This window comes from Pseudomonas sp. Pseu.R1, from assembly GCF_045764065.1.
Lineage (GTDB): Bacteria > Pseudomonadota > Gammaproteobacteria > Pseudomonadales > Pseudomonadaceae > Aquipseudomonas.
In genome coordinates this window covers 2,708,140-2,733,447 of record NZ_JBJGEE020000001.1, presented here as the reverse complement: position 1 = coordinate 2,733,447, position 25,308 = coordinate 2,708,140, and the positions used below count along the sequence as shown (strand labels likewise).

22 protein-coding genes are annotated in these 25,308 nt (G+C 60.7%); 8 read left to right on the top strand and 14 right to left on the bottom strand.

From position 1 onward, the window contains the following. Positions 1-17: 17 nt before the first annotated feature. The gene (locus tag ACI5GA_RS12635) at positions 18-680 is read left to right on the top strand and encodes a DUF2931 family protein (RefSeq protein ID WP_421422914.1); all 663 of its coding nucleotides are present in this window, start codon (positions 18-20) and stop codon (positions 678-680) included. 441 nt (positions 681-1,121) lie between these two features. Here ACI5GA_RS12635 and ACI5GA_RS12630 read toward each other — a convergent pair whose 3' ends face one another. Beyond that, entirely contained in the window at positions 1,122-1,886 is a 765-nt protein-coding gene (locus ACI5GA_RS12630; protein ID WP_404634032.1) for a response regulator, read from the bottom strand. A gap of 224 nt (positions 1,887-2,110) precedes the next feature. Continuing rightward, positions 2,111-2,581 (bottom strand): prepilin peptidase, encoded by a 471-nt coding sequence (locus ACI5GA_RS12625; RefSeq protein WP_421422913.1) that lies wholly within the window; start codon positions 2,579-2,581, stop codon positions 2,111-2,113. Between the two features lie 75 nt (positions 2,582-2,656). On the opposite strand from ACI5GA_RS12625, the gene ACI5GA_RS12620 reads away from it, so the two are divergent. Then, complete coding sequence (locus ACI5GA_RS12620; protein ID WP_404634028.1) at positions 2,657-3,115, top strand: TadE/TadG family type IV pilus assembly protein; 459 nt, start codon at positions 2,657-2,659, stop codon at positions 3,113-3,115. Next, entirely contained in the window at positions 3,105-5,879 is a 2,775-nt protein-coding gene (locus ACI5GA_RS12615; protein WP_421422912.1) for an ATP-binding protein, read from the top strand. Before ACI5GA_RS12620 ends, ACI5GA_RS12615 begins: the two co-directional genes overlap by 11 nt. A gap of 93 nt (positions 5,880-5,972) precedes the next feature. Here ACI5GA_RS12615 and ACI5GA_RS12610 read toward each other — a convergent pair whose 3' ends face one another. The 7 genes from ACI5GA_RS12610 to ACI5GA_RS12580 form a co-directional block, all read right to left on the bottom strand. Beyond that, positions 5,973-7,835, bottom strand: coding sequence for a TadG family pilus assembly protein (locus ACI5GA_RS12610; RefSeq protein ID WP_421422911.1), 1,863 nt, complete (start codon positions 7,833-7,835; stop codon positions 5,973-5,975). Between the two features lie 306 nt (positions 7,836-8,141). Next, positions 8,142-8,708 (bottom strand): DUF4136 domain-containing protein, encoded by a 567-nt coding sequence (locus ACI5GA_RS12605; RefSeq protein WP_404634022.1) that lies wholly within the window; start codon positions 8,706-8,708, stop codon positions 8,142-8,144. Between the two features lie 27 nt (positions 8,709-8,735). Next, the gene (locus ACI5GA_RS12600) at positions 8,736-9,365 is read right to left on the bottom strand and encodes a DUF4136 domain-containing protein (protein ID WP_421422910.1); all 630 of its coding nucleotides are present in this window, start codon (positions 9,363-9,365) and stop codon (positions 8,736-8,738) included. 20 nt (positions 9,366-9,385) lie between these two features. Continuing rightward, the gene (locus tag ACI5GA_RS12595) at positions 9,386-10,135 is read right to left on the bottom strand and encodes a methyltransferase domain-containing protein (protein ID WP_404634018.1); all 750 of its coding nucleotides are present in this window, start codon (positions 10,133-10,135) and stop codon (positions 9,386-9,388) included. Beyond that, entirely contained in the window at positions 10,132-10,437 is a 306-nt protein-coding gene (locus ACI5GA_RS12590; protein ID WP_421422909.1) for a nucleotide pyrophosphohydrolase, read from the bottom strand. Before ACI5GA_RS12590 ends, ACI5GA_RS12595 begins: the two co-directional genes overlap by 4 nt. Positions 10,438-10,628: 191 nt before the next feature. Then, entirely contained in the window at positions 10,629-11,486 is an 858-nt protein-coding gene (locus tag ACI5GA_RS12585; RefSeq protein ID WP_421422908.1) for a MaoC/PaaZ C-terminal domain-containing protein, read from the bottom strand. A 36-nt stretch (positions 11,487-11,522) separates the two neighbouring features. Further along, positions 11,523-12,878: a 3-oxoacyl-ACP reductase gene (locus ACI5GA_RS12580; protein WP_421422907.1), complete on the bottom strand. Its 1,356-nt coding sequence runs from the start codon at positions 12,876-12,878 to the stop codon at positions 11,523-11,525. Positions 12,879-12,986: 108 nt separating this feature from the next. Between ACI5GA_RS12580 and ACI5GA_RS12575 the strand changes: the two genes are divergently transcribed. The 3 genes from ACI5GA_RS12575 (at position 12,987) to ACI5GA_RS12565 (ending at position 16,314) form a co-directional block, all read left to right on the top strand. After that, positions 12,987-14,264 (top strand): acetyl-CoA C-acetyltransferase, encoded by a 1,278-nt coding sequence (locus ACI5GA_RS12575; protein WP_421422906.1) that lies wholly within the window; start codon positions 12,987-12,989, stop codon positions 14,262-14,264. Positions 14,265-14,381: 117 nt separating this feature from the next. Further along, positions 14,382-15,188, top strand: a complete 807-nt coding sequence (locus ACI5GA_RS12570; protein WP_404634008.1) for an AraC family transcriptional regulator — start codon at positions 14,382-14,384, stop codon at positions 15,186-15,188. Positions 15,189-15,420: 232 nt separating this feature from the next. Further along, a complete protein-coding gene (locus ACI5GA_RS12565) occupies positions 15,421-16,314 on the top strand; it encodes a PA4780 family RIO1-like protein kinase (RefSeq protein WP_404634006.1) in 894 nt (297 codons plus the stop codon). A 21-nt stretch (positions 16,315-16,335) separates the two neighbouring features. Here the strand turns inward: ACI5GA_RS12565 and cueR are convergent, their stop codons facing one another. The 3 genes from cueR to ACI5GA_RS12550 all read right to left on the bottom strand — a co-directional run bounded on the left by cueR (position 16,336) and on the right by ACI5GA_RS12550 (position 19,573). Next, positions 16,336-16,755, bottom strand: a complete 420-nt coding sequence (gene cueR / locus ACI5GA_RS12560; protein ID WP_404634004.1) for a Cu(I)-responsive transcriptional regulator — start codon at positions 16,753-16,755, stop codon at positions 16,336-16,338. Further along, positions 16,752-18,950 (bottom strand): heavy metal translocating P-type ATPase, encoded by a 2,199-nt coding sequence (locus ACI5GA_RS12555; RefSeq protein ID WP_421422905.1) that lies wholly within the window; start codon positions 18,948-18,950, stop codon positions 16,752-16,754. The genes cueR and ACI5GA_RS12555 overlap by 4 nt, the downstream gene beginning before the upstream one ends. A gap of 242 nt (positions 18,951-19,192) precedes the next feature. Beyond that, entirely contained in the window at positions 19,193-19,573 is a 381-nt protein-coding gene (locus tag ACI5GA_RS12550) for a hypothetical protein (protein ID WP_404634000.1), read from the bottom strand. A gap of 154 nt (positions 19,574-19,727) precedes the next feature. Here ACI5GA_RS12550 and ACI5GA_RS12545 point away from each other — a divergent pair, with 154 nt between their 5' ends. Beyond that, complete coding sequence (locus ACI5GA_RS12545) at positions 19,728-19,925, top strand: heavy-metal-associated domain-containing protein (protein WP_404633998.1); 198 nt, start codon at positions 19,728-19,730, stop codon at positions 19,923-19,925. 162 nt (positions 19,926-20,087) lie between these two features. Here ACI5GA_RS12545 and ACI5GA_RS12540 read toward each other — a convergent pair whose 3' ends face one another. After that, entirely contained in the window at positions 20,088-21,962 is a 1,875-nt protein-coding gene (locus ACI5GA_RS12540) for a DUF4105 domain-containing protein (RefSeq protein WP_421422904.1), read from the bottom strand. Positions 21,963-22,037: 75 nt separating this feature from the next. Then, positions 22,038-22,526 carry a DUF3015 domain-containing protein gene (locus ACI5GA_RS12535; protein WP_404633994.1) on the bottom strand — a complete coding sequence of 163 codons (489 nt, stop codon included), beginning with the start codon at positions 22,524-22,526 and terminating at the stop codon, positions 22,038-22,040. 282 nt (positions 22,527-22,808) lie between these two features. Between ACI5GA_RS12535 and ACI5GA_RS12530 the strand changes: the two genes are divergently transcribed. Next, entirely contained in the window at positions 22,809-25,241 is a 2,433-nt protein-coding gene (locus tag ACI5GA_RS12530) for a Lon protease family protein (protein WP_404633992.1), read from the top strand. Positions 25,242-25,308: the final 67 nt, after the last annotated feature.

Here is a 25,308-nt window from a genome sequence, read left to right as displayed (position 1 = left end):
CAGCCAGCGGATCACCCATGGTGAAAGCGCTTTTGGGGTGCGCACTCGCCATGGTTCTCGGCGGGTGCAGCCACGTTAATGACTATGGAGTAGAGCTGCCTTATGACGCGTGGCGATTGGGCTTTCTGGCACCCAACTACATGGAAGTCTGGATCGAAACCGCGAATGTGGTCGACGTCAAAGGTCGGGTGTTCGGGCGAGCCATGAGCGGCATAGCGGCCATTCAGACGCCGCCGAATCTAAAGGGTAATCCGAGAGGTTGGCCGAAGAGGCCCGGGAGCGGGGCAGGGAAAGATGTCTGGCGCGCCGATGTTCCTCGTCTGATTTACGTACGCTGGCAGTCTTTGGTGGAGCCGCAAACCTACGAGGCTTTCGTTGATATCCCGGAAGCAACTCGTAAGGCGATGGTGGAGGTCAAGCAGAACACGTACTGCCGAGGCACGAAAGAACGGATCACGGACCACCGCGAGCTTTTGGTCATTGGCCTTGCCCCCGGTGGCATAGCCAAAACCTGGATCAGAGGGATATGTCTGGACCCGATTGAAGTCAGCCGCGTGCAAGGTCGAGTAGTCGAAAAAGGTCCTGACTTGGGACGTACCAACGGAAGGTACGCCCTGGAGTTAGAGCCGGAATCGCGAGCTTACATCGACAAATTTGGCATCCCCTATGACTCCTGGTAACGCGCTATCGCCAGCCAACGGATCACCCATGGTGAAAGCGCTTTTGGGGTGCGCACTCGCCATGGTTCTCGGCGGGTAAAGTGCCGCAATCGGGCGATACAGAGAGTTGAACGTGGATGGGAATCTGACCGATATTGAGGTCGCTAAACTGATCAGCAGCACTGGTTGAACAACTACCAGCACCCGATCCCCGACTTCTATGAACAGAAGAAGGGCGGGAGTGTGTCGGGCAGCGGGGGCGGCGGGGGGAACTGATCGGCTCCCGATATGGGAGTCGCCTGACGACTAGACAACGATCCCCTGTAGGAGTGAGCTTGCTCGCGATGGTATAGGGTCAGTCACTGCAGTTGTGATGGCCAGACCTCAATCGCGAGCAAGCTCACTCCTACAGGGAAAATGTGTTGGCTGCGCGCCAGAGCGGCCGGTAGTTCCCCACAGGCTTTAGTGCGCCGTCACCCGCCCTCGCGCGGTCGCGGTGGGGGACAATGCCAGCGCCAGTTGCGTGCGGTTGTGCATGTGAGTCAGGCGCAGCACTTGTGAAACGTAAAGCTTCACGGTGTTCTCGGTGATGCCCAGCTCGCAGGCGATCTGGTAGTTGGTCTTGCCTTTGCTCACCAGTTTGGCGACATCGAGCTGGCGGGGGGAAAGCTGTTCGAAAATGGACGGGATTTGCACATCGCCCTCGCTGTCCGCCAGCGCCGGTTGAGCCAGTTGCCGCGACTTGTCCAGGTCCTGGCACAGATCGTCGATGGACGCCGCCAGAAATTGCAGTTTGTCGTTGAGATGGCCCAGGTGCTGTACGTTCTTCACGCGTTCTTCCAGTGATTCTTCCTGACGCCGCACGCCGTCGAGCAGCTCGTTCAGGTCTACCGGCTTCTGGTAGTAATCGGCGATCCCCGCGCGCAGGGCTTTGATCACGTCCTGCTTCTCGGCGCGGCCCGTGAGCATGATGGATTCGAAGATCCGCGTTTTCCCCGCCACGCGCTTCATGGCTTCGACCAGTTCGATGCCGTTCATGCCGGGCATGTCCAGGTCGCACAGCACGATGGCGACGGTGGGGTCTTCGCGAAAACATTCGAGGGCTTCGCGGCTTGAGTAACAGGGCACGCACGGGTAGCCACTGTTTTCCAGAAATTCGTGGATCTCATCCACGATGAGGGGCTGATCGTCGACGATCAGAATCTTTAAAGCGGGATGGTTGTTCACGCGCGACTCCCTGCTGCGACTACGGCTGAACCGGGTCCGGCGCCATGCCTATCCTTATGGCAATCCACTGTAGGACAGTTCTCTGCCCGGACGTAGGACTAAACCTAGACTCACTTTTGGACTATGTACATAGCATGAGATGGCATTTCGACTAGTGGGAGATGCATGGGGGCGATCTACCGATTTTCCTGTAGCAGCACGGCCGTGCTGCTACGCATGCGAGTTCAGGAAAGACAGAGTGTCGTCATCAAAAAACCGGTGAACAGGAAGGGCACGAACGGCTGTTTGTTTGACGGCTCGGGGGCGAGCTGGGGATAACGGTTTCTAACCCCTTGAGCCAGATGGGGCCAGATTTTTTGACGCAGCAGCAGCCACATCAAACTGGTGAATCCAGCGCCGACAAACGTGCCCAGCACGTGAATCTGATCGCTGGTCAGCGCAACGGTGACCAGCAACTTCGCGTCCCCGGCACCCAGTTTCTTCAACGCGTAGCCGGGCAGTGTCAGTAACAGCGCCCACAGTACCGCCCACCTTGCCTCTGTCATTGAGGCGCCCAGCCACGTGCTGCCATTCATCAGCAGGTAGACCAGCGCCAGCGCTGCACCACCGAGGGTCAACACGTTGGAAACCCTTCTGTGCCGAGCATCCTGGTCGGCGCAGGCGGCAAACCACAGCAGCAGGATCAGTAAATTCATGGGCTAAAAAACGTCCTGTTTTACGGAAAGAATCTATGCTCCTTGCAAGGTAGCACTGTCAGGGTAGACGTCGGCATGCGCAGGACACCTCGCATATTCCCCCCTCGAAAACAAAAAGGCGCAGCCGCCATCGAGTTTGCGGTGGTGTTCGTGATTTTCTTTGCCGTGTTCTATGGCCTTCTGACCTACAGCTTGCCCCTGCTGCTGATGCAGTCGTTCAACAACGCTGCGGCCGAGGCCGTGCGCCAGGGCGTTGCGATCAGCCCCAGCGTTTCGGGTTACGTCACCGTGGTCAAAAATCAGGCCACGCAAGCCCTGACCACCCAATTGTCGTGGATACCCACGCCGTTCGCGTTCAGCGTGGCGTCCGATACGTCGGTCAGCTTTGACGGCAAATTGCTTCAAGTCAGCATCAACTACCCCAGAAGCAAACTGACCCAAGTGGTGCCCGTTTTAACACTCCCCGGAATCGGTGACGTACCGAATCTGCCGACCTACCTCTCTGCCCAAGCGAGCCTGCAACTTGCCCCTTAAAAACGAAATTCTCAATCGTTGGCTCGGACGCGAGGCGCCTGCCGAACACGAGCCGAAAAAACAGCCCGAACCTGCGGTTGTCGAGCCTGCGTCGGTGATTGCGGACTGGCACATGCAACTGGACGAGGAGGGCCGTGTGACGGGCATCAGCAAACCGTTGCGCAACGCGCTCGGGCTGGCTGCGGTGGTCACGCCTGCACAGCGTTTGATGGGCTATTTGATGCCTGGCAGTGCGCTGGTGGTGGAAGGTGCGCCGGAAGAGTGGCACGGGCACATGCTCGATCTGGACTTCCGGCGCCCCAATGGTCAGGTGCTGCACACTCGGGGCTGGGTGCAGGCGCAGGGCGAAAAATGGCTGCTGCAACTGCTGGACATCGGCGATCTGATGGAGGAAGCCAACGTCGCCCAAAGCCGTCAGCAGTGCCTGAGACTGGCCGGGCAACTGGCGGAAAAAGTGCGTGGTTGCCATGTCGACCGGTTACAGGCCGTGACCGCCGAACAGCTTGAAGAGCTGGCCCAGAGTTACCGCGTGCCTTGCCTGGCGCTGGCATTGGCCGAACCGGGTGGCGCAGGCTGGCGCATCTACGCGCAGTTCAACGCCCAGACCGCCCCGCAATTGTGGCAGGACGGCCAGCGGCTGGGCACCGATCTGGACGCGTTGGTCAGCACCCAGACCCATCAGATCGATTTTGGCGAGCCCACTCAACTCGTCCACTTGCAAAGCGCTTTTGGCAATGCCGACGGATTTTTGCTGCCCCATCACAAGGAAGGCTCGGTCAAGGCCTGGCTGTTGTTCGGCTTCTACAACGCCGCGCAACAGGCGCCGGAACTGGGCGAGCGCGAATGGATGAACCTCTGCTCGGCGCTGGCAGGGCCGATTCTGTATCGGCACGCCGATCAGGCGCATCGTCATCAACTTGAGCGTCTGGCGGTGTTGCAGGACTTGCTGGGCACCGGTTGGTGGGAATTCCTGCCGGACAGCGACGAGGTGCAGTTGGCGCCACAACTGGCCCGCACGCTGGGCTTGCCGGGCAGCAGCGATGTGCTGCCGTTGACGCAGTGGTTGCAGTTGATTCACCCGGCGGACCGCCATGAGCTGGAAAGCCGTCTGGGGCTTTTGCGTGATCGCGGGACAGCCATGTTGTCGTGCGTGCGCTTGCAGCAAGAAGACCCGGCCCAACCTCCGGTCTGGCTGCGGATTCAGGGGCAGGTGCTGGTCAGCGGGCAGGCCCGGCGGGTGCTGGGCTTCATGCTCGACGTCAGCGACATCAAAAACCAGGAAATCCAGGCCGCCGCCGCCCACGCCCGGCTCGATAACCTGATCGCCAGTTCACCGGCCGTGATCTACGTGCTCGGCTATGACCGGGGCAGTTTGGAGCCCACCTTCTTCAGCGCCAGCCTCACGCCGTTACTGGGTTGGACCCAGGCCGAATGCGCCGAGGGTTTGCTCACGCAATACGTCCACCCCGACGACCGCGATATCTGGTTCCAGCGCACTCGCCAGTTGCTGCGCGAAGGCGTGGTCAGTTGCCGCTATCGCCTGCGCGACAAGAAAGGCGAATACCACTGGCTGCTGGATGAAGCGCGTTTGCTGCGTGACGATCTGGGCATGCCGGTGGAGGCGGTCGGATTGTGGCTGGACGTCACAGAAGCGACTCAAGCGACTGAGCGTGTGCGGGAGAGCGAGGAGCGCTACCGGATTCTCGTCGAAGACTCGCCCGCGATGATCTGCCGCTATACGCCGGATCTGATACTGAATTTCGGTAACCGCCCATTGGCCGACTACCTCGAATGCACGCCGCAACAACTGCCGGGCGTCAATCTGGGCAACTGGTTCTCTGCCGAGCAGAAAGAGGCGTTCTTGCGGCGTATCGACGAACTGACGCCGGAGGCGCCGATGAGCACCGCCGAGATTTGTCTGGAGTTGCCAGGCCGTGAGCATGCCTGGTGGGTCTGGGCGGATCGGGGTGTTTTTGATGACAGCGGCAAGCTGGTCGAGATCCAGGCCGTGGGCCGCGACAACACGGAAATCCGTCGCACGCGCATGCAACTCAATCAGAGTGCGAAAATGGCCACCCTTGGCGAAATGGCCACCGGTTTGGCCCATGAGATCAACCAGCCACTCAACGTCATGCGCATGGCGGTGGTCAACGTCCTCAAACGCCTGAGCAATGGCGACACCGACGTCGAATACCTGACCGACAAACTGAACCGCATCGATACTCAGGTGCAACGCGCGGCGCGGGTGGTCAACCACATGCGGGTGTTCGGGCGTCGTTCGGAAATCGAACAGCAACTGTTCGACCCCATTGATGCCGTGGATGGCACCCTGAACATGCTCACCGAGGGCATGAAAGGTAAGGGCGTCGAGTTGCGGGTAGGCGAACCGGGGCCTCGCGTGCAAGTGCGCGGGCACGTCGACCAGCTAGAGCAGGTGCTGATCAACTTGATGGTCAACGCCCGCGATGCGCTGCTTTCCAAGAAAGAAAAGACCCCCGAGCTGGAACCCTGGATCGCGCTGCACGTAGAACAGGACGATCAGACCCTTTGGTTGATCGTCGAGGACAACGGTGGCGGCATCGATCCGCGTCTGCTGGAGCGGATTTTCGAGCCGTTCTTCACCACCAAACCCGTGGGCGTCGGCACCGGGCTTGGGTTATCGGTGAGTTATGGCATCGTCGAGCAAATGGGGGGGCGGCTGAGCGTGAGCAACGCCAGCGAAGGGGCGTGTTTCCGGATCGCGTTGCCGATTGCGCGGGATTAAGACCTGTTTCTGCCCGAAGGGCGTATGAGCGAGGCTTGCCCGCGATCGTCCGGGGTCGCGGGCAAGCGCGCTCCTGCGGGGGAGGGCGCGCATTCAAATCACCAACACCGCCTGCGCCGGGTGGCAACTGAGGTTGGCAGCCACGTTGACGTTAGCGATGTTCACGCCGAGGTTTTTCAGCACCAGGTTCAGCAACGGGTCCAGCAATGGGCCGATCAGGCCACTGACGATTGACGTGACGGTGCTGACCAAGCCATTCACGAGCGAGGTCACGGCGTTGATCACCAGGCCGAGCAAGCCTGCGTTGGTGGCCGAGTGCAGCACGACCGGGTTGCTCAGGCTGTTGCCCAGGCTGGTCACGATGTTCGGGTCGCCATTGAGTGACAGTACGGGCGACGGGGTGGCGCCGATTTCGGCAGGCTGAGCGAAATTCAGCGTTGCCCTGTTCGCTGCGACCGGCAGGTTGACCAACAAACCCACGCCGCCGCCCCCGTAATCGACCCTCGGGTTGCCTGTCCTAATATTCAGCAGCACCAACTCCTGCGGCGCCGGAAGATCAGCCACCGAAGAACTCCACGTGCTGCTGTCGATTTTGCCGACCTTGAGTTTGACCAGCGCTGTATTGGTGTCGGCTGCCAGTGTTTTGGTGGCGTCGGACGCGCAGCTATAGCCGGTCACATGGCTACTGGCGCTGGCGGCCTCCAGGCTGATGTCCAGCGACAGCGGCGCCGGTGCGATCTGGACGTCTGCACTGAGCAGCGAGAGCAGGGTGTTGAGTGATCCGCTGACGATATTGAGCACCGGGCTGAGCGAACTCAAATCCACGCTCGTCAATGTGCGCACCTGCGCGGTGCGCACGTAAATCTGATTGGGGTCGCTGCTGTTGGCGGTCGCCAGTCGCGGATCCCCGGCGGCGGACAGTTGAGAGGGTTCGACGATTTTCACCTTGGTGCTCAACCCCACCAGCCCCAACACGTTGGCGGGGATCGTGGCGTAGGCCCCGCTGTTGCTGTTGGCCACTTGAACGAAGCCCTGCAACAACCCAAACACGTTCAGGTTGGCATTGAGAGCGGAGGATGGCAGGCCGGTTTGCAGGTTCAGCAGGTCTTGCAGTTTGATCGTCGTGCCGCTGGCAATGGTGCTGACGCTGAGCAGGCCGCTGATCGCTGTCTGAACGGCGGAATTGTTTTGCGGCAGCACGGTGGCAGCCGTCGTAAGCAGTTGTTTGACGGAGATGTTGGTGGCCAGCAGTGAGGTGTAGTTGCCGGCCTGGGCGTTGACGTCGATCGCCAGTTGATTCAGGTAACTGAGCAGGTTGATGTTGGCGTTGGCCAGTCCGTTCCAGCCCGCCGCCGAGATGTTGAGCGTGCCGCCGAGCAACCCGCCCCACAACGTGTTGAGCAACCCGGCTTGCGTGCTGTCCACGGTCGCTAGCGAGCTGTTGATCGTCAACTGCGCGAGCGGCGGCAAGGCCGGGGTCGCCACGGCCACGGCGGTCAATTGGATGTCGGAGGGTGTGGGGTTGGTGTCGAACATCGCGCCAATGCCTGCCGCGATGCTGCGTGATACGGTATGGCTGACCACCACTTGAATCGCATCGGTTTTGGTTGCATCGACCGTGAAGGTGCGAAGGCCGTTCGAACCTGTGCTGAGCGTGCCGCAGCGGGTAGTGAGGGTACGTGTGTTGTCTGTGACGGTGAAGCTGTTGCGGGTGGCGCTCTGAGTGGCGTAGGTGCTGGCGGTGTTACTGCCGGTGCAGACGCCGTTCAGGCTCGCCGCTTCCAGTGCGGCCATGTCGGCGACCCGTTGCAGGGTGCGTTTTTCCATGAACAACCGACCGCTGTCGACCACTACTAGCGTACACAACAGCGCCAGGGCCATGGTCAGCGCGGCCAGCAGTCCTATGGCACCACGCTGCCGGCCCCGGCGCGCGCAGGGAGATTTCAGGGGAGACATCCAGCACTCCTTCGGCTACGCCATCGCTACTCACCCGAGGTTGGAGTGTAGTTGGGGCGCGGGGAGCGTGCCGGGAGAAAGATGTTACGCGGGCCTGTTGATGGGGTCCCGGTTCCCTGTGGGAGCGAATTCATTCGCGAAGACGTCGGCAGCCATAGCATCAACGTCGCCTGACACTCCGCTTCGCGAATGAATTCGCTCCCACAGGGTCCTGTGTTTGCCGCGCGTCAGCACGGCACCGACGCGATCGGTTGTCTCCCACAGGGTATCGGGCAGACCGACAATTATGTATCGGTCTGCTATCCATCAATGCGGCGGATACTGCTGCAGGATTTTCTGCACGGTCTGACGCAAAGCCAGTTCTCGTGCAGCCGGGTTGGCGCTGCCGTCGTTCACGACCTGTTCGGTACTGCCGCGCCAGACGAGTTTGCCGTCCTTGCCGTCGAGCATGTCGATTTGCAGCGTCGAGACCTTGTAATCGACGTTACGCGTTTCGGTGCCAATCGGGCCGCCCCAGTAACCGCCCCACGGGTTGCCCCAATAGCCGCCACCGCCGTAGTTGGTGGTGACCATTTGCTGGCGGTTTTCAACGATCAGCCAGGCCTGCACCTGCACATCGGCCTTGGCGCCGGGCGCCGCCATGCGCAAACCCCTTTGGTCGAGTTGTTCGCTGACCGACTGGCGAATGCGTTGTTCGGTCAGGTCACTTTTGATGCGTGGGTCATTGGGTTGATATTGCAGGCCCGGTTCTTTCCAGGCCCAGGTTCTGTACCCGCCGAAGTCGCGCTGTGCGTCGAAATCGCGATTGACGCGATCGGTCTGGCAGGCGGCGAGCAGCAGGGCAACACACACGACAGCGATACAGCGGAGCATGATGGTTCTCCAGAAGCGCGTAACAGGTTACGCAGGGGGATAGGCGGCCAAAGCGCGCTGCACGGCCTGACGCAACGCTTTGGCGCGATCGGACTGATCGCCGCCACTGCCGGTCTCGGCACTGGCGCTCCACACGGGTTGGCCGCTGCGGGCATCGAACAGACTGATGTTCACCACGACCACTTGCTCTTGGTAGGTTCGCACCACCGGTACGGTGGCGTATCCGCCGTAACCGTGACGATAGCCTTTGTAGTAGCCCACCCCGGCACCGCCATAGTACGGATCGTAATAATCGTCGCGCACCTGGCGCAGACGGGTTTCGATACGGGTGTCAGCCGCGACCCGCAAGTCTGCCGCCTGCGGGTTCTGCGAAGGGCGCAGGCCGCGCTGATCCAGGCCGTTGCTCACCGCCTCCGCCACCTGTGCTGAATCCGCCCACTGGGTGCCCGGTGGCAACTGGCCGTTGAGCCAGGTCCAGTTGCGATAACGCCCATAATCTCTTGGTGCGGCCGGGTAGGCGCTCATGTCGATGGCATTGGCCGCTTGCGGCGGGGCAGGCGGGATCGCGGCGGAAACGGCGGTGTAAGGGTTCTGGCTCTGACAGGCAGCCAGTGCCAGGGTCGAGAACAGTGTGAGCGAAGCGAGACGGCGTTTCATAGTGGTCTCCGCAGAAAGCCTCAAACGGGTCGGCACATCCAGTGCAGATAACGTCCCAGTCCGGCGAAACTCGGGTGGCGCCGATGGGCCAGTTCCATTTCCAGCAAGTCCGCCAGATCGGCCTTGGTCTGGAATTCCACCGGCATGTAATCGTGGAACACCCGAACGCCACTCTGGGTTTCGACTCGCCACAGACCTTCAAGTTGCGCCGCTAATTCGCGCGGATCAAGGGGTTCTTGCGGCGTCAGGCTCTGTTTTTCACCGGCCAGCGTGTTACGGCGCATTTTGCGGAAATGGCCCTTGAGCAGATTGCGATAAATCAGTGCGTCACGGTTGTAAAACGCCAGAGACAACCAGCCCTCGGCGGCGGTCAATTGGCGCAGCACCGGCAGGATCGTGAAAGGCTCGGCCAGCCATTCCAGCACGGCGTGGCAGATCACCAGGTCGTAGGGTTCGTTCAGCAGATTTGGCAGATCCTGCCATGGCGCCTGAATGAACGTTGCTGTCTGTCCGGCATCTGAAAAGCGCTGACGTGCCCCTTCGAACATCGGCTCGGCAGGCTCGGCCAGTGTGACATCGTGGCCCTGCTGCGCCAGCCAGAGCGACATGTGGCCCAGCCCTGCGCCGATGTCCAGTACGCGCAAGGGGCGATCCGGCAGGCTTTCGTTCAGGTCCGCCTGCAAAACCGCCAGACGAATCGCGCCCTTCGCGCCGCCATAGATTTTTTCGGCAAAGCGCGTCGCCAATTGGTCGAAGTGACGATCACTCATTTCAGAAAACGCCGCTCGCTGTCCGCCAGCTTGGCGCGGACCACTTCGTTCATGTCCAGACCCAGTTCGCTGCACATCAGCAGCAGATAGAGAACGATGTCGCCCACTTCCTGACCCGCATGGGCCAGTTCATCCGCCGGTAATTGACGGGACTGGTCCTCGGTTTTCCACTGGAAAATCTCCACCAATTCGGCCATCTCCACACTCGCGGCCATGGCCAGATTCTTGGGGCTGTGAAATGGCCGCCAATCGTTGGTATCGCGGATGTGGTGCAGGCGCTGGATGAGTTCGTCGAGGTTCATGGGGCGGGTCTCCTGAAGGTGCGTAGCTTCAGGGGGATGAGGGGAGGAATCAAGTGAAGTCGGTGTAAATTCAGAACGGTGCAAACCCCTGTAGCAGTCCGGTTTGCCGACGGTAGCGGCTTTGAGGACGCCACCGCCGGCAAGCCGGACTGCTACAGATAACGCGTCGTGTGCAAAATCTGTCGTCGGCGTTACTCCCCTGTAGGCTGCCAACTCCCCACCATGTGCACGATCCCTTCCTTGCCCTCCAGCCTCAATTGCCCATGAGACCCCGCCGTGCTGGCTGACAACGTCACTTCGCCGGGCAAGCGCACCGGCTTTTGAAACGTCACCGAGATATCCACATTCGAGGCGGGCAAATGATCGTCCAGCGCCGCCAATGCACGGCTTTTTATCCACATCCCATGGGCGATGGCGGTCGGGAAACCAAACAATTTAGCGCTGCTGGCGCTCAAATGAATCGGGTTGTAGTCGCCGCTGACCTTGGCGTACTGACGGCCGATGTCCGATGGCGCGTACCAGGTGGCCAGCTCGCTCATGGGCAAGGGCGCCGGTTCATACGTCCCATCGGGTTCACCTGCGATCTGCACACCCCGACACAGCATGGTGCTCTCTTCCTCCCAAAGCAGGCCCAAGGCGTCATCGATCTGGGTGATCAGGCTGAACGTCGCCCCTTTGGCATGGGGCTTGAGGTCGGCCACGCGGACGCTGACCTGAGCCTTGATCACACTGCCCAGGGGCCTGCGAATACTGATGCGGTTCTGCAAATGCACTAGCCCCAGCAGTGGAAAGGGGAAGTCTTTGTCGGTCAGCAGCTTCATCTGCAACGCAAACGCCAGCACATGGGGGTAGGTCGGTGGCAGCAGGCTGCCGGGAATAAAGCCGCAGACGTTGGCGAAAGCTTTGACCTTGTCGGGGTCCACCGACACCCAACAGCGCAACCCCTGATCGGGCAGGTGCGTGCCGTGGACCTTGCGCCGCAACGCCGCTTGCATGAACAGGCCCGGCAGAGCGGGTGGGGTGTCCAGATAGCGCCAGTGTGTTCCCATCACGTCTCTCCTCATCTGCCGCTTGTGGCAGGTTTTTTAGGCGCCGATGACGCTTTGCCCGCACACGCGCAACACTTGGCCGCTCACTGCGCCGCTGCCGGGCTGACTCAACCACGCAACGGCTTCGGCGACATCTTGCGGCAGACCGCCCTGGCCCAGTGAACTCATGCGTCGTCCGGCCTCACGCAGCGCGAACGGCATGTGCGCAGTCATGCTGGTTTCGATGAAACCGGGCGCGACGGCGTTGATGCTGATGCCACGCGCCTTCAAGGTCGGTGCCAATGCCCGTGCCAGCCCAATCAACCCGGCCTTGCTGGTGGTGTAGTTGGTTTGCCCGCGATTGCCTGCCAACCCGCTGATCGAGGCCATCAGGATCACGCAGCCATTGTCCCGCAGAGCACCCGCGTCGATCAGCGACTGAGTCAGCACTTGCGGCGCGTTGAGGTTGACATTGAGCACTGAGTTCCAGAAATCGGCGGTCATATTGGCGAGGGTCTTGTCCCGCGTGATGCCCGCGTTGTGCACCACGATGTCGAGCCCGCCCGGCACCTTTTCGATCAATTGCGTGGCAGCATCCGGCGCGCAGATGTCCAGCATCAGCGCCTGACCGCCAAGGCGCGCTGCCAGCGCTTCCAGATCGGACCTGGCCTGTGGCACATCGAGCAGCACAACGTCGGCGCCATCGCGCGCGAGGGTTTCTGCGATCGCAGCGCCGATGCCCCGTGCGGCACCTGTGACCAACGCCTTGCGCCCGGCCAGTGGGCGACTCCAGTCCTGAACCTTCGCAGCGCAAGCACTCAGACGAATCACCTGCCCGGAAATGAATGCGCTCTTGGGCGACAGGAAAAAGCGCAATGCGCCTTCCAGTTGGTCCTCGGCCTCGTCTTCGATTTGCAGCAACTGGACCGTGCCGCCGTTGCGCATTTCCTTCGCCAGTGAGCGGCTGAAGCCTTCGATGGCTTGCTGCGTACTGGCCTCCAAAGGGTCGGTTTGCGTATCCGGCGCGCGAGCGAGAATCACGAGGTGGGCGCTGTGTTCCAGTTGACGCAGGACCGGCTGGAAAAACTCGCGCAATTGACCGAGTTGTGACGTGTGCAAAATCATACTGGCGTCGAACACCACGGCTTTGATCTTCGCACCTTGCTCGGCGGTCCATGGGTGGGCGCCGCTGACCTCGTTGCCGAAGCTGAAGAGCAAATCGGTCATGCGCGGGGCAAAACTGCTGACTCGCTCGGCCACAGGGCCTCCACTCAACAGCAGCGCACCCTCGACAGGCCGCAGACGCCCGGCTTGCCAACGTTCCAGACGCGCCGGAGCAGGCAGTCCCACAGCGCCTACCAGCCGACGGCCGATGTCTGAGTTAGCGAAGTCAATGTAGCGATCAGATGCCATGGAACGCGCTCCTTGAGTCAGGGTTCAAACCAGTGGACCACACGCTGGTGAAGAAAGTCCTACGCTGCATACACCGAATCCCCGCAGGAGCAAGAAGGAGAGATTTGAATGACTCAGACACGTCGCGTGGCTATCGTCGGCGGTAACCGGATTCCGTTCGCCCGCTCCAACGGCGCCTACGCCACCGCCAGCAATCAGGACATGCTGACCGCCGCGCTTGAAGGCTTGATCGAGCGTTACAACCTGCACGGCCAACGCATGGGCGAGGTCGTGGCGGGCGCTGTGCTCAAGCATTCCCGGGATTTCAACCTGACTCGCGAGTGTGTACTGGGCTCGCGCTTGTCCGCACAAACCCCTGCCTACGATCTGCAACAAGCCTGCGGCACCGGACTGGAAGCGGCGCTGCTGGTGGCCAACAAGATCGCATTGGGCCAGATCGAATGCGGCATTGCAGGTGGCGTCGATACGACCTCCGACGCACCCATCGGCGTGAACGAGGATTTGCGGCAGATTCTGTTACAAATCAATCGCGCGAAAAGCACGGGCGACAAGCTCAAGGCGCTGACTCAACTACGTCCCCGCAACCTCAAACCCGAATTGCCGCGCAATGGCGAACCGCGCACCGGCCTTTCCATGGGGCAGCATTGCGAGTTGATGGCGCAAACCTGGCAGATTCCACGCGACGCTCAGGACCAATTGGCACTGGAAAGCCACCAGAAACTGGCGGCGTCTTACGTCGAGGGCTGGCACAGCGATCTGCTGACGCCATTCCGAGGCCTGACGCGCGACAACAACCTGCGCGTCGACGCCAGCCTGGAAAAGCTCGCGTCCCTCAAGCCTGCGTATGAACGCAGCGCCAAAGGTACGCTGACAGCAGGCAACTCGACCCCGCTGACTGACGGCGCTTCGCTCGTGCTGCTGGCCAGTGAGGAGTGGGCGCGAGCGCGCGGCTTGCCAGTGTTGGCCTACTGGCGCGATGGCGAGGCCGCTGCGGTGGATTTCGTCCTTGGCGAAGAGGGCTTGCTCATGGCACCGGTCTACGCTGTGCCGCGCTTGCTGGCACGCAATGGCCTGACGTTGCAGGATTTTGACTACTACGAAATCCACGAAGCCTTCGCTGCTCAAGTGCTGTGCACGCTGAAAGCATGGGAGGATGCCGAATATTGCAAAACCCGTTTGGGGCTCGATGCGCCGCTGGGGTCCATTGATCGTAGCAAACTCAATGTCAAAGGCAGCTCATTGGCGGCAGGCCATCCGTTTGCGGCGACGGGAGGGCGCATCGTTGCCAACCTTGCCAAATTGCTCAGCGTGGTGGGGCAGGGCCGAGGGCTGATTTCGATCTGCGCGGCGGGTGGGCAGGGCGTGACTGCCATTCTGGAGCGCTGATTCTGGGCGTCAGCCCGTAGGAGCGTGGCCCGGGGCAAGCCACGCTCCTACGCCTTCGGCAGAAGCGGGCTAGCATGGGATCACGTACACTGCCGTTCCACGACAAAAGACGCGCCCATGCCCAGCAAAGGACATTCCCCCTCCCGCAGTCCCCAGACCGAGCGGCTCATTCCAGTGTTGGCGGATTTGCCACGCCCGCTCTACGCCCGCGCCGAGAGCTTGAGCGCGGGGTCGTGGACGCCGACACATCGTCACGACTGGGTGCAATTTTCCTACGCTATCAGCGGTGTTCTCGGCGTCCATACCGAGCAGGGCAGTTTCTTCGCTCCGCCGCAGTGGGGTGTGTGGATTCCGGCAGGGCTGGATCACGAAGTCGTCACCTCGACCCGCGCTGAGATGCGCAGCCTCTACGTGCGGACTCAAGATTCATTGTGGGCGCCGGATCGTTGTCGGGTGCTGGAAGTCACGCCTCTGGCCCGAGAGCTGATCAAAGCCTTTTGTCTGCTGCCCGTCGATTATCCCGAGGGGGACAGCCAGCCTGCGCGCCTCGTTCGCGTGCTGCTCGATCAATTGGCGAGCCTGCCTGAAGTCGGTTTCTCTTTGCCGTTGCCACGCCACGCCCGGTTGTTAATGTTGTGCCAGGAACTGGTCGAAGAGCCGGGGCAAGACATCACGCTCACCGACTGGGCGCAACGCCTGAGCATGTCTGAAAAAACCCTGATGCGCCTGTTTCAACGGGAAACCGGTTTGAGCTTCAGAGGCTGGCGGCAACGCGCGCGATTGCTCGCCTCGCTCAACGCGCTGGAAGAGGGCGACAGCGTGACGAGCACCGCCCTCAATTGTGGGTATGACTCAACGTCTGCGTTCATTGCCGCGTTCAAGGGGCTCTTCGGTTTTACACCGGGGGATCTGTTCCGGCCTTGAACAAGGCGGCAGGCGGTGCGCGTACATCTGCTTTCACTCTGTCGCTGTGGTGATCCATTCGCTAGTTTATGCTGTGCCGCGGCATGAAAGGTGCTTGCCTCAATTCAGGGAACGTATGGGCTGCAATTGAATCCATGACTGCATTCCACATGCCCCTACTCGCTGGCAGAGGATTGCCGTATAACGAGCAACGATCGCGTGTTTGGCAACGAAGGACCCAGAATAAAAGCTGATGAAGACTCCCAAACGCATTGAACCCCTGATCGAAGACGGTCTGGTAGACGAAGTGCTGCGCCCGCTGATGAGTGGCAAAGAGGCAGCTGTTTATGTGGTGCGCTGTGGCAAAGAGCTGCGCTGCGCGAAGGTTTACAAGGAGGCGAACAAACGCAGTTTCCGGCAGGCCTCGGAATATCAGGAGGGGCGTAAGGTCCGTGGTAGCCGCGAGGCGCGCGCCATGGCCAAAGGTTCAAAATTCGGACGCAAGGAAAGCGAGGACGCGTGGCAGAACGCTGAAGTTTCTGCGCTATTCCGGTTGGCGAATGCGGGCGTCAGGGTGCCCAAACCCTACGACTTCCTCGACGGCGTGCTGTTGATGGAAATGGTCTCGGACGGCTACGGCGATGCGGCGCCACGGCTGAACGACGTCACCCTCGAACCGGATCAGGCCCGGGAATATCACGCGTTTCTGATTCAGCAGATCGTGCTCATGCTGTGTGCCGGACTGGTGCACGGTGACCTTTCGGAGTTCAACGTGTTGTTGTCACCTGACGGCCCGGTCATCATCGATCTGCCACAAGCTGTCGATGCAGCAGGGAACAATCATGCCTTCAGCATGCTGGAGCGGGATGTTGGCAACATGGCGGCCTACTTCGGTCGTTTCGCCCCTGAACTGAAGAAAACCCGGTTCGCCAAAGAAATGTGGTCTCACTATCAGGCGGGCACATTGTCCCCCGCCACTGTGCTGACCGGCCATTTCGACGATCCGACCAACCAGGCCGACGTCAAAGGCGTGTTGCGCGAAATTGAGGCGGCCCAGCGGGATGAGGCACGGCGTCAGGCCGCACGGCAGGCTGATGACGCGCCACCGGGCAAGGCCGAAGAGCCTACGCCGCCCTGGATGCAGTGATGAACTGATGAGAAGCCCGGCTTATGCCGGGTTTTTTGTGGGTGCACAACATCCGCCTGATTCCAGATCCTTGAGAATCGGACAGTCAGGACGGTGATCCCCCTGACAATGCTCCACCAGGTCTTGCAACGTGTCGCGCAGCCCCGTCAGTTCAGCGATCTTCTGATTAAGCTCATCGATGTGTTGGCGGGCCAGTTCTTTGACATCGGCGCTCGCCCGGTCGCGGTCTTGCCAGAGGGTCAGCAGTTTGCCGACCTCTTCAAGTGAGAATCCCAGATCCCTTGACCGCTTGATGAACGCTAATGTGTGCAGGTCATCCCGACTGTAAAGGCGATAGCCACTGTCGGTGCGATGGGCAGCATGGAGCAGACCGATGGACTCGTAGTAACGAATCATCTTGGCGCTCAGCCCGCTGATTTTGGCGGCTTGTCCGATGTTCATTGTGCGTCTCCCTGATCGTCAGGTTTCCAAGTCTTGAGTAGCAGCGCGTTGCTTACGACGCTGACGCTGGACAGTGCCATGGCGGCGCCTGCGAGCACGGGGTTGAGTAAACCGAATGCGGCCAGCGGAATGCCGATCAGGTTGTAGATGAATGCCCAGAACAGATTCTGACGGATTTTGCCGTAGGTCTTGCGGCTGATGTCTAGCGCCGCCGGGATCAACCGGGGGTCGCCGCGCATGAGCGTGATGCCCGAGGCGTGCATGGCGACGTCGGTGCCACCGCCCATCGCAATCCCGATGTCAGCGGCGGCGAGGGCCGGAGCGTCGTTGATGCCATCGCCCACCATGGCGATCACGCCGGTTTTCTTCAAGGCGACCACGGTGGCGGCCTTGTCGGCGGGCAGGACTTCGGCGTGAACGTCTGTGATGCCCAACGCATCGGCGACGGCGTAGGCGCTGCCGCGATTGTCCCCGGTGAGCAGGTGGCTGCTGATCTGGCGTGCGCCAAGTTGCTTGATGGCCTCGGTGGCACCAGGTTTGAGCGTGTCGCCAAAGGCGAACAGGCCCAGCACGCGACGCTCCGGCTTCAGTTCGATCAGCCACGACAGGGTCCGGCCTTCGGCTTCCCACGTTTTGGCGGATTCGCTCAGCGCATCGGAGGACAGGCCGTTTTCTTCCAGCAAGCGGCGATTGCCCAAGGCCAGTGCGCGCTCCTGCACTGATCCCGCTATGCCGCGCCCGGCCAGTGAGCGGCTGTCGTGAATGTTTTCCAGCGTCAGGCCACGCTCTGCGCACACGTCCAATACGGCCTTGGCTAACGGGTGTTCGCTGCCCTGTTGCAGCGCTCCGGCCAGTTTCAGCAGGGTGTCGTCATCGCCGTCCAGTGCGCTCAGATGGGCGATGCGCGGTGTGCCTGAGGTGAGCGTGCCGGTTTTGTCGAACACCACGGAGGTGACTTCGTGAGCGCGTTCCAGGGCTTCGGCGTCTTTGATCAGAATGCCGTGGCGCGCAGCCACGCCCGTCCCGGCCATGATGGCGGTGGGTGTTGCCAGTCCAAGGGCGCACGGGCAAGCGATGACCAGCACGGCGACCGCGTTGATCAGCGCGGTTTCGACCGACGCACCCGCCAGCCACCAGCCAACCAGCGTGGCAAGTGCCAGCAGCAGGACGACCGGGACGAACACCTGGCTCACTTTGTCGACCAGCTTCTGGATCGGCGCCTTGGCCGATTGCGCGTCTTCGACCAGCCGGATAATGCGAGCCAACACCGTTTCAGACCCCAGCGCCAGCGTGCGCACCAGCAGCCGTCCCTCGCCGTTTATCGCGCCACCTGTGACCTTGTCACCGGGCTGTTTGGCGACAGGCAGGCTTTCGCCGCTGATCAGCGCCTCATCGGCATGGCTCTGGCCCTCGATGACCTCGCCGTCCACCGGAAAGCGTTCGCCGGGTTTCACCCGAACAAGATCGCCCACGTTCAATGCGCTGATAGCGACGTCCTTCTCCTGGCCGTCAATGACCTGAATGGCGCGCTCCGGCCGCAAGGCTTCCAGTGCACGAATCGCGCTGGCGGTCTGGCGTTTGGCGCTGCTTTCCAGGTATTTGCCCAGCAGCACGAGAGCGATCACCACCGCAGACGCTTCGAAATACAGGTGCGGCATGCTGCCGGACGGCGCGGCGAGCCACTGATAAACGCTCAGGCCGTAACCGGCGCTGGTGCCCAATGCGACGAGCAGATCCATATTCCCGGCTTTCGCTTTTACGGCCTTGAATGCCGCCACATAAAAGCGCGCACCGAGGAAGAACTGCACGGGTGTTGCCAGAACGAATTGCGCCCACGCGGGCAGCATCCAGTGAACGCCCAACGGTTGCAGCAGCATGGGGACCACCAACGGCAGAGCGAGGATAATTGCGAGGATCAGGTGCCAGCGTTCGCTGTCGTGGCGTTTTCGCTGATCGGCCTGCTGCGCTTTGCTGTCCTGTTCAAGACTGGCGCCATAACCCGCTTTATCCACCGCCGCGATGAGCGTAGCGGGGTCGATCTGTTCCAGCACTTCGACGTGGGCACGCTCGTTGGCGAGATTGACCGTGGCGTTCTTCACGCCAGGTACTTTGCGCAATGCACGCTCGACACGCCCCGCGCAACTGGCGCAGGTCATGCCGGTGATCGGCAGGTCGAAGGTATCGGGACTGGACATTCCGGGCACTCCTTGAAGGCGATTGCCAGCAAGGATCAACCTTGCCACGTTGGCAAGGTCAAGTCCCGATGTTTTAGTCATGGAGGCAATTATTGTGAGGGTCAACCATGGCTTCGGAGTGACCCGATTTGTGGGAGTCGGCTTGCTGGCGATAACAGACTGCCAGCCAACTCATTAGGGAATGTCACACCGCTTCGCCAGCAAGCCGGCTCCCACAAACAATGCATTCCTGTCGGAAAATTTCAGTAATTCAGCTCGGCTTTCTTCAGGTACATGCCATTGGGCCCGGAGGCGATGCGGTACTTGAGAACGTCGTGGGCATTGATATGCAGCCGGGTGTTGTTCTGCGCTTCGATGCCTGGCGAGCAGCCTGGCGTCTGAGTGGGCAGCACGCGCAAACGCACGGAAACATCACCGGCAGGCAGGTTGAACGAGCGTGTTTCTTCCTGAAACAAGCGGCCCACCAGTTGATCCTGCATATAAATACCGATTTCGCACGGTGTGCCTACTTCCAGCCGCTCGCGGGAAATGATGAGTACGCCGTAATCCTCATCGGCCTGAGCCCAGGAGGCGCAAGCCAGCAGGCCGAGAAATCCGAAAAGACGAGGGGTTGACCAGCGCATGGCCGATTCTCCTGATGATCGTTGATGAAACACTTTGGCTCAGGGTGACGCTGAATGCCAGCCCGGCAGGTTCAAGAGAAACTTGACCTTGCCATGGTGGGAAGGTCAAAGATGCCGTCATTCAATGCTTTTCATTCACCCGAGGAGTCACGACATGCAAGTGTTCAACGTTCAAGGCATGACCTGCGGCCACTGCGTTCGCGCGGTTACCAACGCCATAAAGGGTGAAGACCCGGCGGCGGATGTGCAGATCGATCTGGCCAAAGGCGAAGTGGCGGTGCAGAGCCAGTTGGCTGCCGAGCAGATCATCAGTTTGATCGTGGAAGAGGGCTACACCGCGAAGGTGGTGTGACAACGCTGCTGCTGCCGAAGGCGTTGATCGTTCCCACGCTCCGCGTGGTAACCCCGTTCACACTGTAGGGGTGACGCGGAGCGTCACAGGCTGCGTGCCCACGCAGAGCGTGGGAACGATCAACACGCCTCTGGCAGAAACCGTCCGTTTCGCCTCTTTTTTTCAATAGTGATACCACTTCAATTCCAGCATCACCTCATTCACTGGCGAGGTCATTTCGCTGAACTGCCGTTGTGCGCTCAACCGCAGCCCCAGGTTGCGCGATAATTCCCACTGTTGATTCAGACTGATCGTGCGGCGTACTTCGCCGTTGGTGAAGTAGTCGCCTTTACCCTCAACGCTCAGATTCCCTAGCGGATTACGCCACAACACCCCGGTGTCAAAACCTGCTGCCGGTGACACGAATGCATCGAAATCATTGTTGTGTTCGACCCGCACGGTGCCCAACGCGAAGCCCAAGGCATCGTCCCCCAGTTTCCACGTGCCGCCCGCGCCGCCATTCACATGGCTCACCAGGTTTTCATCACCATGCTTGCCCAGCACCCGCTCCAGTCCGCCCGTCACTTGCCAGGACCAGGGTTGCAGCAGTTCGTTGCGCGGGGTGAGTGAGCGGATGGTCGCCAGATCCAGCCGCTGTACCTGCCACTTATTGTTTTCGTACTGGCGCAGTTTCAGTTGCAGAATCTCGATCTGCGCCCCGAGCGGGAAGCCATAAGCGTTGTCGTTCAAATCGTGATACGCCATGCGCAGGCCGTATTCGGCAAAAGCCTTGTCATCGCGCGTACCGACGCCCAGTTGCCAGGTGCGGGATTCATGGCCGTCTTCTGGCAGGCCGGGGCGTTCGATGTTCAGCGCAGGCGGCGGGTTGGTGCTGATCGCTCGTAACAGGTCGTAGCTGCGCTGCGCCCGCACTGGGTCGCGCTCCTGGCCATTGGCACGATAGCGCTCAAGGCGATAGGCCGCGTCCTGAATCAACGCACGGCGATCTTTTGCCAGCGCCTGATATTCCGAGGTTCGCATCTGTTGCTGATCGGCGCTGATCTTCAGCACCCACTGTTTTTCGTCGTGGCTCAGCGGTTCGGCGCGGCTGAGCAGTTCGCGCTCTTTCGAAGGGCGATAATCGATTTTCTCCACCAAGCCTGCGTCTTTCACCGCTCGCACGGTATCGGTGGGAATGGCGGTCAGGCGAAATTGCGGGGTCAGGTTCAGACTTGGACGCGCGACTTGCAGCAGCTCCAGCAGACGGTACGAACAGTTCTCGTCGAAGAAGAAATAGCCGAAGCGAATCTGTTTGAGTTCCCACACATGCTCGACCATGCGCCGGGTTTCTTCCGGCGTCAGGTTCAGGCGGTATTCCCACAGGTCACGGTTTTCGAGGCTACGGTACTCTGAGAGTTTTTCTTGATACGGCACCAGCGCGAACAGGCCCGGATAGCCCCCCATCAGGCCCTTCCACGCATAGAGAATGCTGTTGTCGGAGCCTTCGATGTAGGCGCCGAAGTTGATTGCGTAGCTGAGCAGTGCGGTCTGATTTTCCTGCACGCCTTTCTGGTCGATGCGCAGCAGGGTGTGGCCGAACATGGAAGACGGACTGTTGAGGTAGGCCGCCGGAAAAATCATCACTGTGCTGTCCGGCGCGACGTCGGAAAACCATTTGTTGAAGTCTTTGCAGTCGGCGGCAGGCAGGTCTGTCAGCTTCAGTTCGTTCCGCAAAAAGCGCGTGCGCGAGGGATAAACGCATTGCGGATGAAGGTCTTCCTTACCTTGCACCACAGGGCGATAGATCGCTTCGAGGGTGGCGGCCAGCTCGGCCTTCGGGTCATGGGCGCCATCGACCGCGAGGAAGAACTTCGGGTCATCGACGTAGCTGCGCCAGCCGCCCAGCTTGGCGGATTCGTAATGGCCGATGGCGATCCAGAATCGGGAGTCGGCCAGTTGCTGCAAACGATCATTGTCGACATGCGGTGCGGCAGAAAGCTGCGCGGCGTACAGCGGGGCACACATGTAGAGCGCCCGCCGGGCAAGGCGTTTGAGCATAGTGTGGCAACTAGTCAGGATTGGACGGAGGCGTTCGACTCCTGCCCTCCGAAGAGGGCAGGGGGATACAGCGTTTTAAGCTTGTGTGGCGTATTTGGCCAGCGTCGGATCATTCTTCAACACGTCCATTGTGTTGGTGTGAACGTCTTCGGCGGTGGCATCAGCCTTGTTGAAGATCTGCGAGTAGTGCTCATGGGTGACCGCGGCGAAATGCGCACGATCTTCAGGTTTCACGCCCAGTACCACCGCGTAGGTGGTCAGCGCTTCGCCCTGGCCCATGGCCATGTCCTTGGAGAGTTCGTCCATCATGCCGTTCATGGCAAACCAGGACTTGCCGCCATAGGTCAGCGCGCTGTTGGTGGAGCAACCGTTGGTGCCCGAGGTCATGCCGAACGTGGCGTTACCGGAGGTGCCGTTGGTGGTGGACGCAAGGAAGTGAGCTGGAGTACCGCGTTGGCCTTCGAACAGCATGTTGCCCCAGCCGCAATCAGGGCCGCCAGGCGCTTGGGCCATGGCGTTCAGGGATGCAGCGGCGAGGAGAGTACCAAGAAGAATCCGTTTCATAGCTTTAGTCTCTGTTGTTTCAACCAAGGGTCGGATGCCTGGCCAGAACGGCGCCAGGGGGGGGCCGGTTTATTGAATTGTTACCGGCCGCGCAGGTTGGAGTTTAGGCACGATCCGAACGTTCCGTGGGTTATTGCAGTTTGTTGCCTGTCGCCCAAATCGCTTGGGTCTTGTAAGTCGCTTCTTCAGGGGGAAAAAGATTCCGAGGGTTCCTGCCTTGCCAGTCTGGTGCAGCGAGCGCCAGAATGCCCCCATCTGCCCCGCCTGATGTAAGGATGTCCGATGCCCGATTCTGTAGCTGCCAGCCTGCGACTAGCGCCTGAGGCGCTGACCCGTCCCTTTTCCGCTGAACAGTTCAGCTTCACGACAACCAACGATCTGGAACCCTTTCGCGGCGTGCTCGGTCAGGAACGAGCGGTCGAGGCCTTACAGTTCGGGGTCGCCATGCCGCGCCCCGGTTACAACGTCTTCGTCATGGGCGAGCCCGGCACGGGCCGTTTTTCTTTCGTAAAACGCTACCTCAAGGCCGAGGGCAAGCGTTTGCAGACCCCGTCGGACTGGGTTTACGTCAACAATTTCGACGAGCCACGCGAGCCACGTGCGGTGGAATTGCCGCCCGGCAGTGCGAGTTCGTTCATTGCCGACATCAACGGACTGATCGACAACCTTCTGTCGACATTTCCTGCGGTCTTCGAGCACCCGTCCTACCAGCAAAAGAAAAGCGGTATTGACCGCGCCTTCAACCAGCGCTACGACCGTGCACTGGACGTGATCGAGCGTCTGGCACTGGAAAAGGACATCGCGCTTTATCGGGACAGCAGCAACATCGCCTTCACCCCGATGCTCGATGGCAAGGCGCTGGATGAGGCCGAGTTCTCACAATTGCCGGATGCTGAGCGCGAGCGTTTCCACAGCGATATTTCGGCGCTGGAAGAGCGTTTGAATGAGGAGCTGGCCAGCCTGCCGCAATGGAAACGCGAGTCCAGCAACCAGATGCGCCAACTGAATGAAGAAACCATCATTCTGGCGTTGCAGCCGTTGCTGGCGCCGCTGTCCGAGCAATACGCCGAAAACGCGGCGGTTTGTGCGTACCTGCAAGCCGTGCAGGTCAATCTGCTGAAAACGGTGGTCGAGCAACTGGTCGATGACAGCAAGAGCGATGCTCAGGCGCGCAAGCTGCTGGAAGAGCAATACTGCCCAAGCCTGGTAGTGGGGCATTCGGCCAGCGGCGGGGCGCCTGTGGTGTTCGAGCCGCACCCGACCTACGACAACCTGTTCGGCCGCATCGAATACAGCACCGACCAAGGCGCGCTGTACACCACCTATCGCCAGTTGCGTCCGGGGGCGATTCACCGGGCCAACGGCGGTTTCCTGATCCTTGAAGCGGAGAAAATGCTCAGCGAGCCGTTCGTGTGGGACGCGCTCAAGCGTTCTCTGCAATCGCGCAAACTGAAGATGGAATCGCCGCTGGGTGAGTTGGGCCGCATCGCCACCGTGACCCTGACCCCGCAAACCATCCCGTTGCAGGTGAAGGTCATCATCATCGGTGCCCGTTCGCTGTACTACACGCTGCAAGACCTCGATCCGGATTTCCAGGAGATGTTCCGGGTACTGGTGGACTTCGACGAAGACATCCCGATGGTCGACGAGAGCCTTGAGCAGTTCGCCCAACTGCTGAAAACCCGCACCTCGGAAGAGGGCATGGCGCCGTTGACCGCCGATGCCGTTGCCCGACTGGCGACCTACAGTGCGCGGCTGGCCGAGCACCAGGGGCGTTTGTCGGCGCGTATTGGCGATCTGTTCCAGTTGGTCAGCGAAGCCGATTTCATTCGCAGCCTGGCCAACGACGAACGCACGGACGCCGGGCATATCGAGCGTGCACTCAAGGCCAAGGCGACGCGCACGGGGCGGGTGTCGGCGCGGATTCTCGACGACATGCTCGCCGGGATCATCCTCATCGACACCGCAGGCGCAGCCGTTGGCAAATGCAACGGCCTGACGGTGCTGGAAGTGGGCGATTCGGCGTTCGGGGTGCCTGCGCGGATTTCCGCCACGGTGTACCCGGGCGGCAGCGGCATCGTTGACATCGAACGTGAGGTCAACCTCGGTCAGCCGATCCACTCCAAGGGCGTGATGATTTTGACGGGCTATCTGGGCAGTCGTTATGCGCAGGAGTTCCCGCTGGCGATCTCAGCAAGCATCGCGCTGGAACAGTCCTACGGCTACGTGGACGGCGACAGTGCGTCGCTGGGCGAGGTCTGCACGCTGATTTCCGCGCTGTCGAAAACGCCACTCAAGCAATGCTTTGCGATCACCGGGTCCATCAACCAGTTCGGCGAAGTGCAGGCGGTGGGCGGGGTCAACGAGAAGATCGAAGGCTTTTTCCGACTCTGTGAGGCTCGTGGCCTGACAGGGGATCAAGGCGCGATCATCCCGCAGGCCAACGTTGCCACGCTGATGCTCGATGAGCGCGTATTACAAGCCGTGCGCGCCGGGCAATTCCACGTGTACGCGGTGCGCCAGGTGGACGAAGCGCTGAGCCTGTTGGTGGGCGAGCCGGTGGGCGAAGCCGACGAAGAGGGGCAGTTCCCTGAAAACTCGGTCAATGGCCGTGTGGTGGATCGCCTGCGCGATATCGCCGAAATGCTCAGCGAAGATGACCTCAAAGAGATCGAAAAAGAGGCGCCACAATTACAGCCTGAGCTGAAAAGTTAAGGGTTTGACGTCAACTAAACCGGGCGTTTGATGGCCAAATGACCATTCGGCGCCCGTTTTGTTTTCG

Excerpts from the sequence above, each read along its gene's own strand:
- ACI5GA_RS12540 (WP_421422904.1), bottom strand. The coding sequence starts at position 21,962 with ATGCTCAAACGCCTTGCCCGGCGGGCGCTCTACATGTGTGCCCCGCTG.
- ACI5GA_RS12595 (WP_404634018.1), bottom strand. The coding sequence starts at position 10,135 with ATGAGTGATCGTCACTTCGACCAATTGGCGACGCGCTTTGCCGAAAAA.
- ACI5GA_RS12575 (WP_421422906.1), top strand. The coding sequence starts at position 12,987 with ATGACTCAGACACGTCGCGTGGCTATCGTCGGCGGTAACCGGATTCCG.
- ACI5GA_RS12550 (WP_404634000.1), bottom strand. The coding sequence starts at position 19,573 with ATGCGCTGGTCAACCCCTCGTCTTTTCGGATTTCTCGGCCTGCTGGCT.
- ACI5GA_RS12635 (WP_421422914.1), top strand. The coding sequence starts at position 18 with ATGGTGAAAGCGCTTTTGGGGTGCGCACTCGCCATGGTTCTCGGCGGG.
- ACI5GA_RS12530 (WP_404633992.1), top strand. The coding sequence starts at position 22,809 with ATGCCCGATTCTGTAGCTGCCAGCCTGCGACTAGCGCCTGAGGCGCTG.
- ACI5GA_RS12535 (WP_404633994.1), bottom strand. The coding sequence starts at position 22,526 with ATGAAACGGATTCTTCTTGGTACTCTCCTCGCCGCTGCATCCCTGAAC.
- ACI5GA_RS12610 (WP_421422911.1), bottom strand. The coding sequence starts at position 7,835 with ATGTCTCCCCTGAAATCTCCCTGCGCGCGCCGGGGCCGGCAGCGTGGT.
- ACI5GA_RS12605 (WP_404634022.1), bottom strand. The coding sequence starts at position 8,708 with ATGCTCCGCTGTATCGCTGTCGTGTGTGTTGCCCTGCTGCTCGCCGCC.
- ACI5GA_RS12585 (WP_421422908.1), bottom strand. The coding sequence starts at position 11,486 with ATGGGAACACACTGGCGCTATCTGGACACCCCACCCGCTCTGCCGGGC.
- ACI5GA_RS12625 (WP_421422913.1), bottom strand. The coding sequence starts at position 2,581 with ATGAATTTACTGATCCTGCTGCTGTGGTTTGCCGCCTGCGCCGACCAG.
- ACI5GA_RS12580 (WP_421422907.1), bottom strand. The coding sequence starts at position 12,878 with ATGGCATCTGATCGCTACATTGACTTCGCTAACTCAGACATCGGCCGT.
- ACI5GA_RS12565 (WP_404634006.1), top strand. The coding sequence starts at position 15,421 with ATGAAGACTCCCAAACGCATTGAACCCCTGATCGAAGACGGTCTGGTA.
- ACI5GA_RS12590 (WP_421422909.1), bottom strand. The coding sequence starts at position 10,437 with ATGAACCTCGACGAACTCATCCAGCGCCTGCACCACATCCGCGATACC.
- ACI5GA_RS12555 (WP_421422905.1), bottom strand. The coding sequence starts at position 18,950 with ATGTCCAGTCCCGATACCTTCGACCTGCCGATCACCGGCATGACCTGC.
- ACI5GA_RS12600 (WP_421422910.1), bottom strand. The coding sequence starts at position 9,365 with ATGAAACGCCGTCTCGCTTCGCTCACACTGTTCTCGACCCTGGCACTG.
- ACI5GA_RS12620 (WP_404634028.1), top strand. The coding sequence starts at position 2,657 with ATGCGCAGGACACCTCGCATATTCCCCCCTCGAAAACAAAAAGGCGCA.
- cueR (WP_404634004.1), bottom strand. The coding sequence starts at position 16,755 with ATGAACATCGGACAAGCCGCCAAAATCAGCGGGCTGAGCGCCAAGATG.
- ACI5GA_RS12545 (WP_404633998.1), top strand. The coding sequence starts at position 19,728 with ATGCAAGTGTTCAACGTTCAAGGCATGACCTGCGGCCACTGCGTTCGC.
- ACI5GA_RS12570 (WP_404634008.1), top strand. The coding sequence starts at position 14,382 with ATGCCCAGCAAAGGACATTCCCCCTCCCGCAGTCCCCAGACCGAGCGG.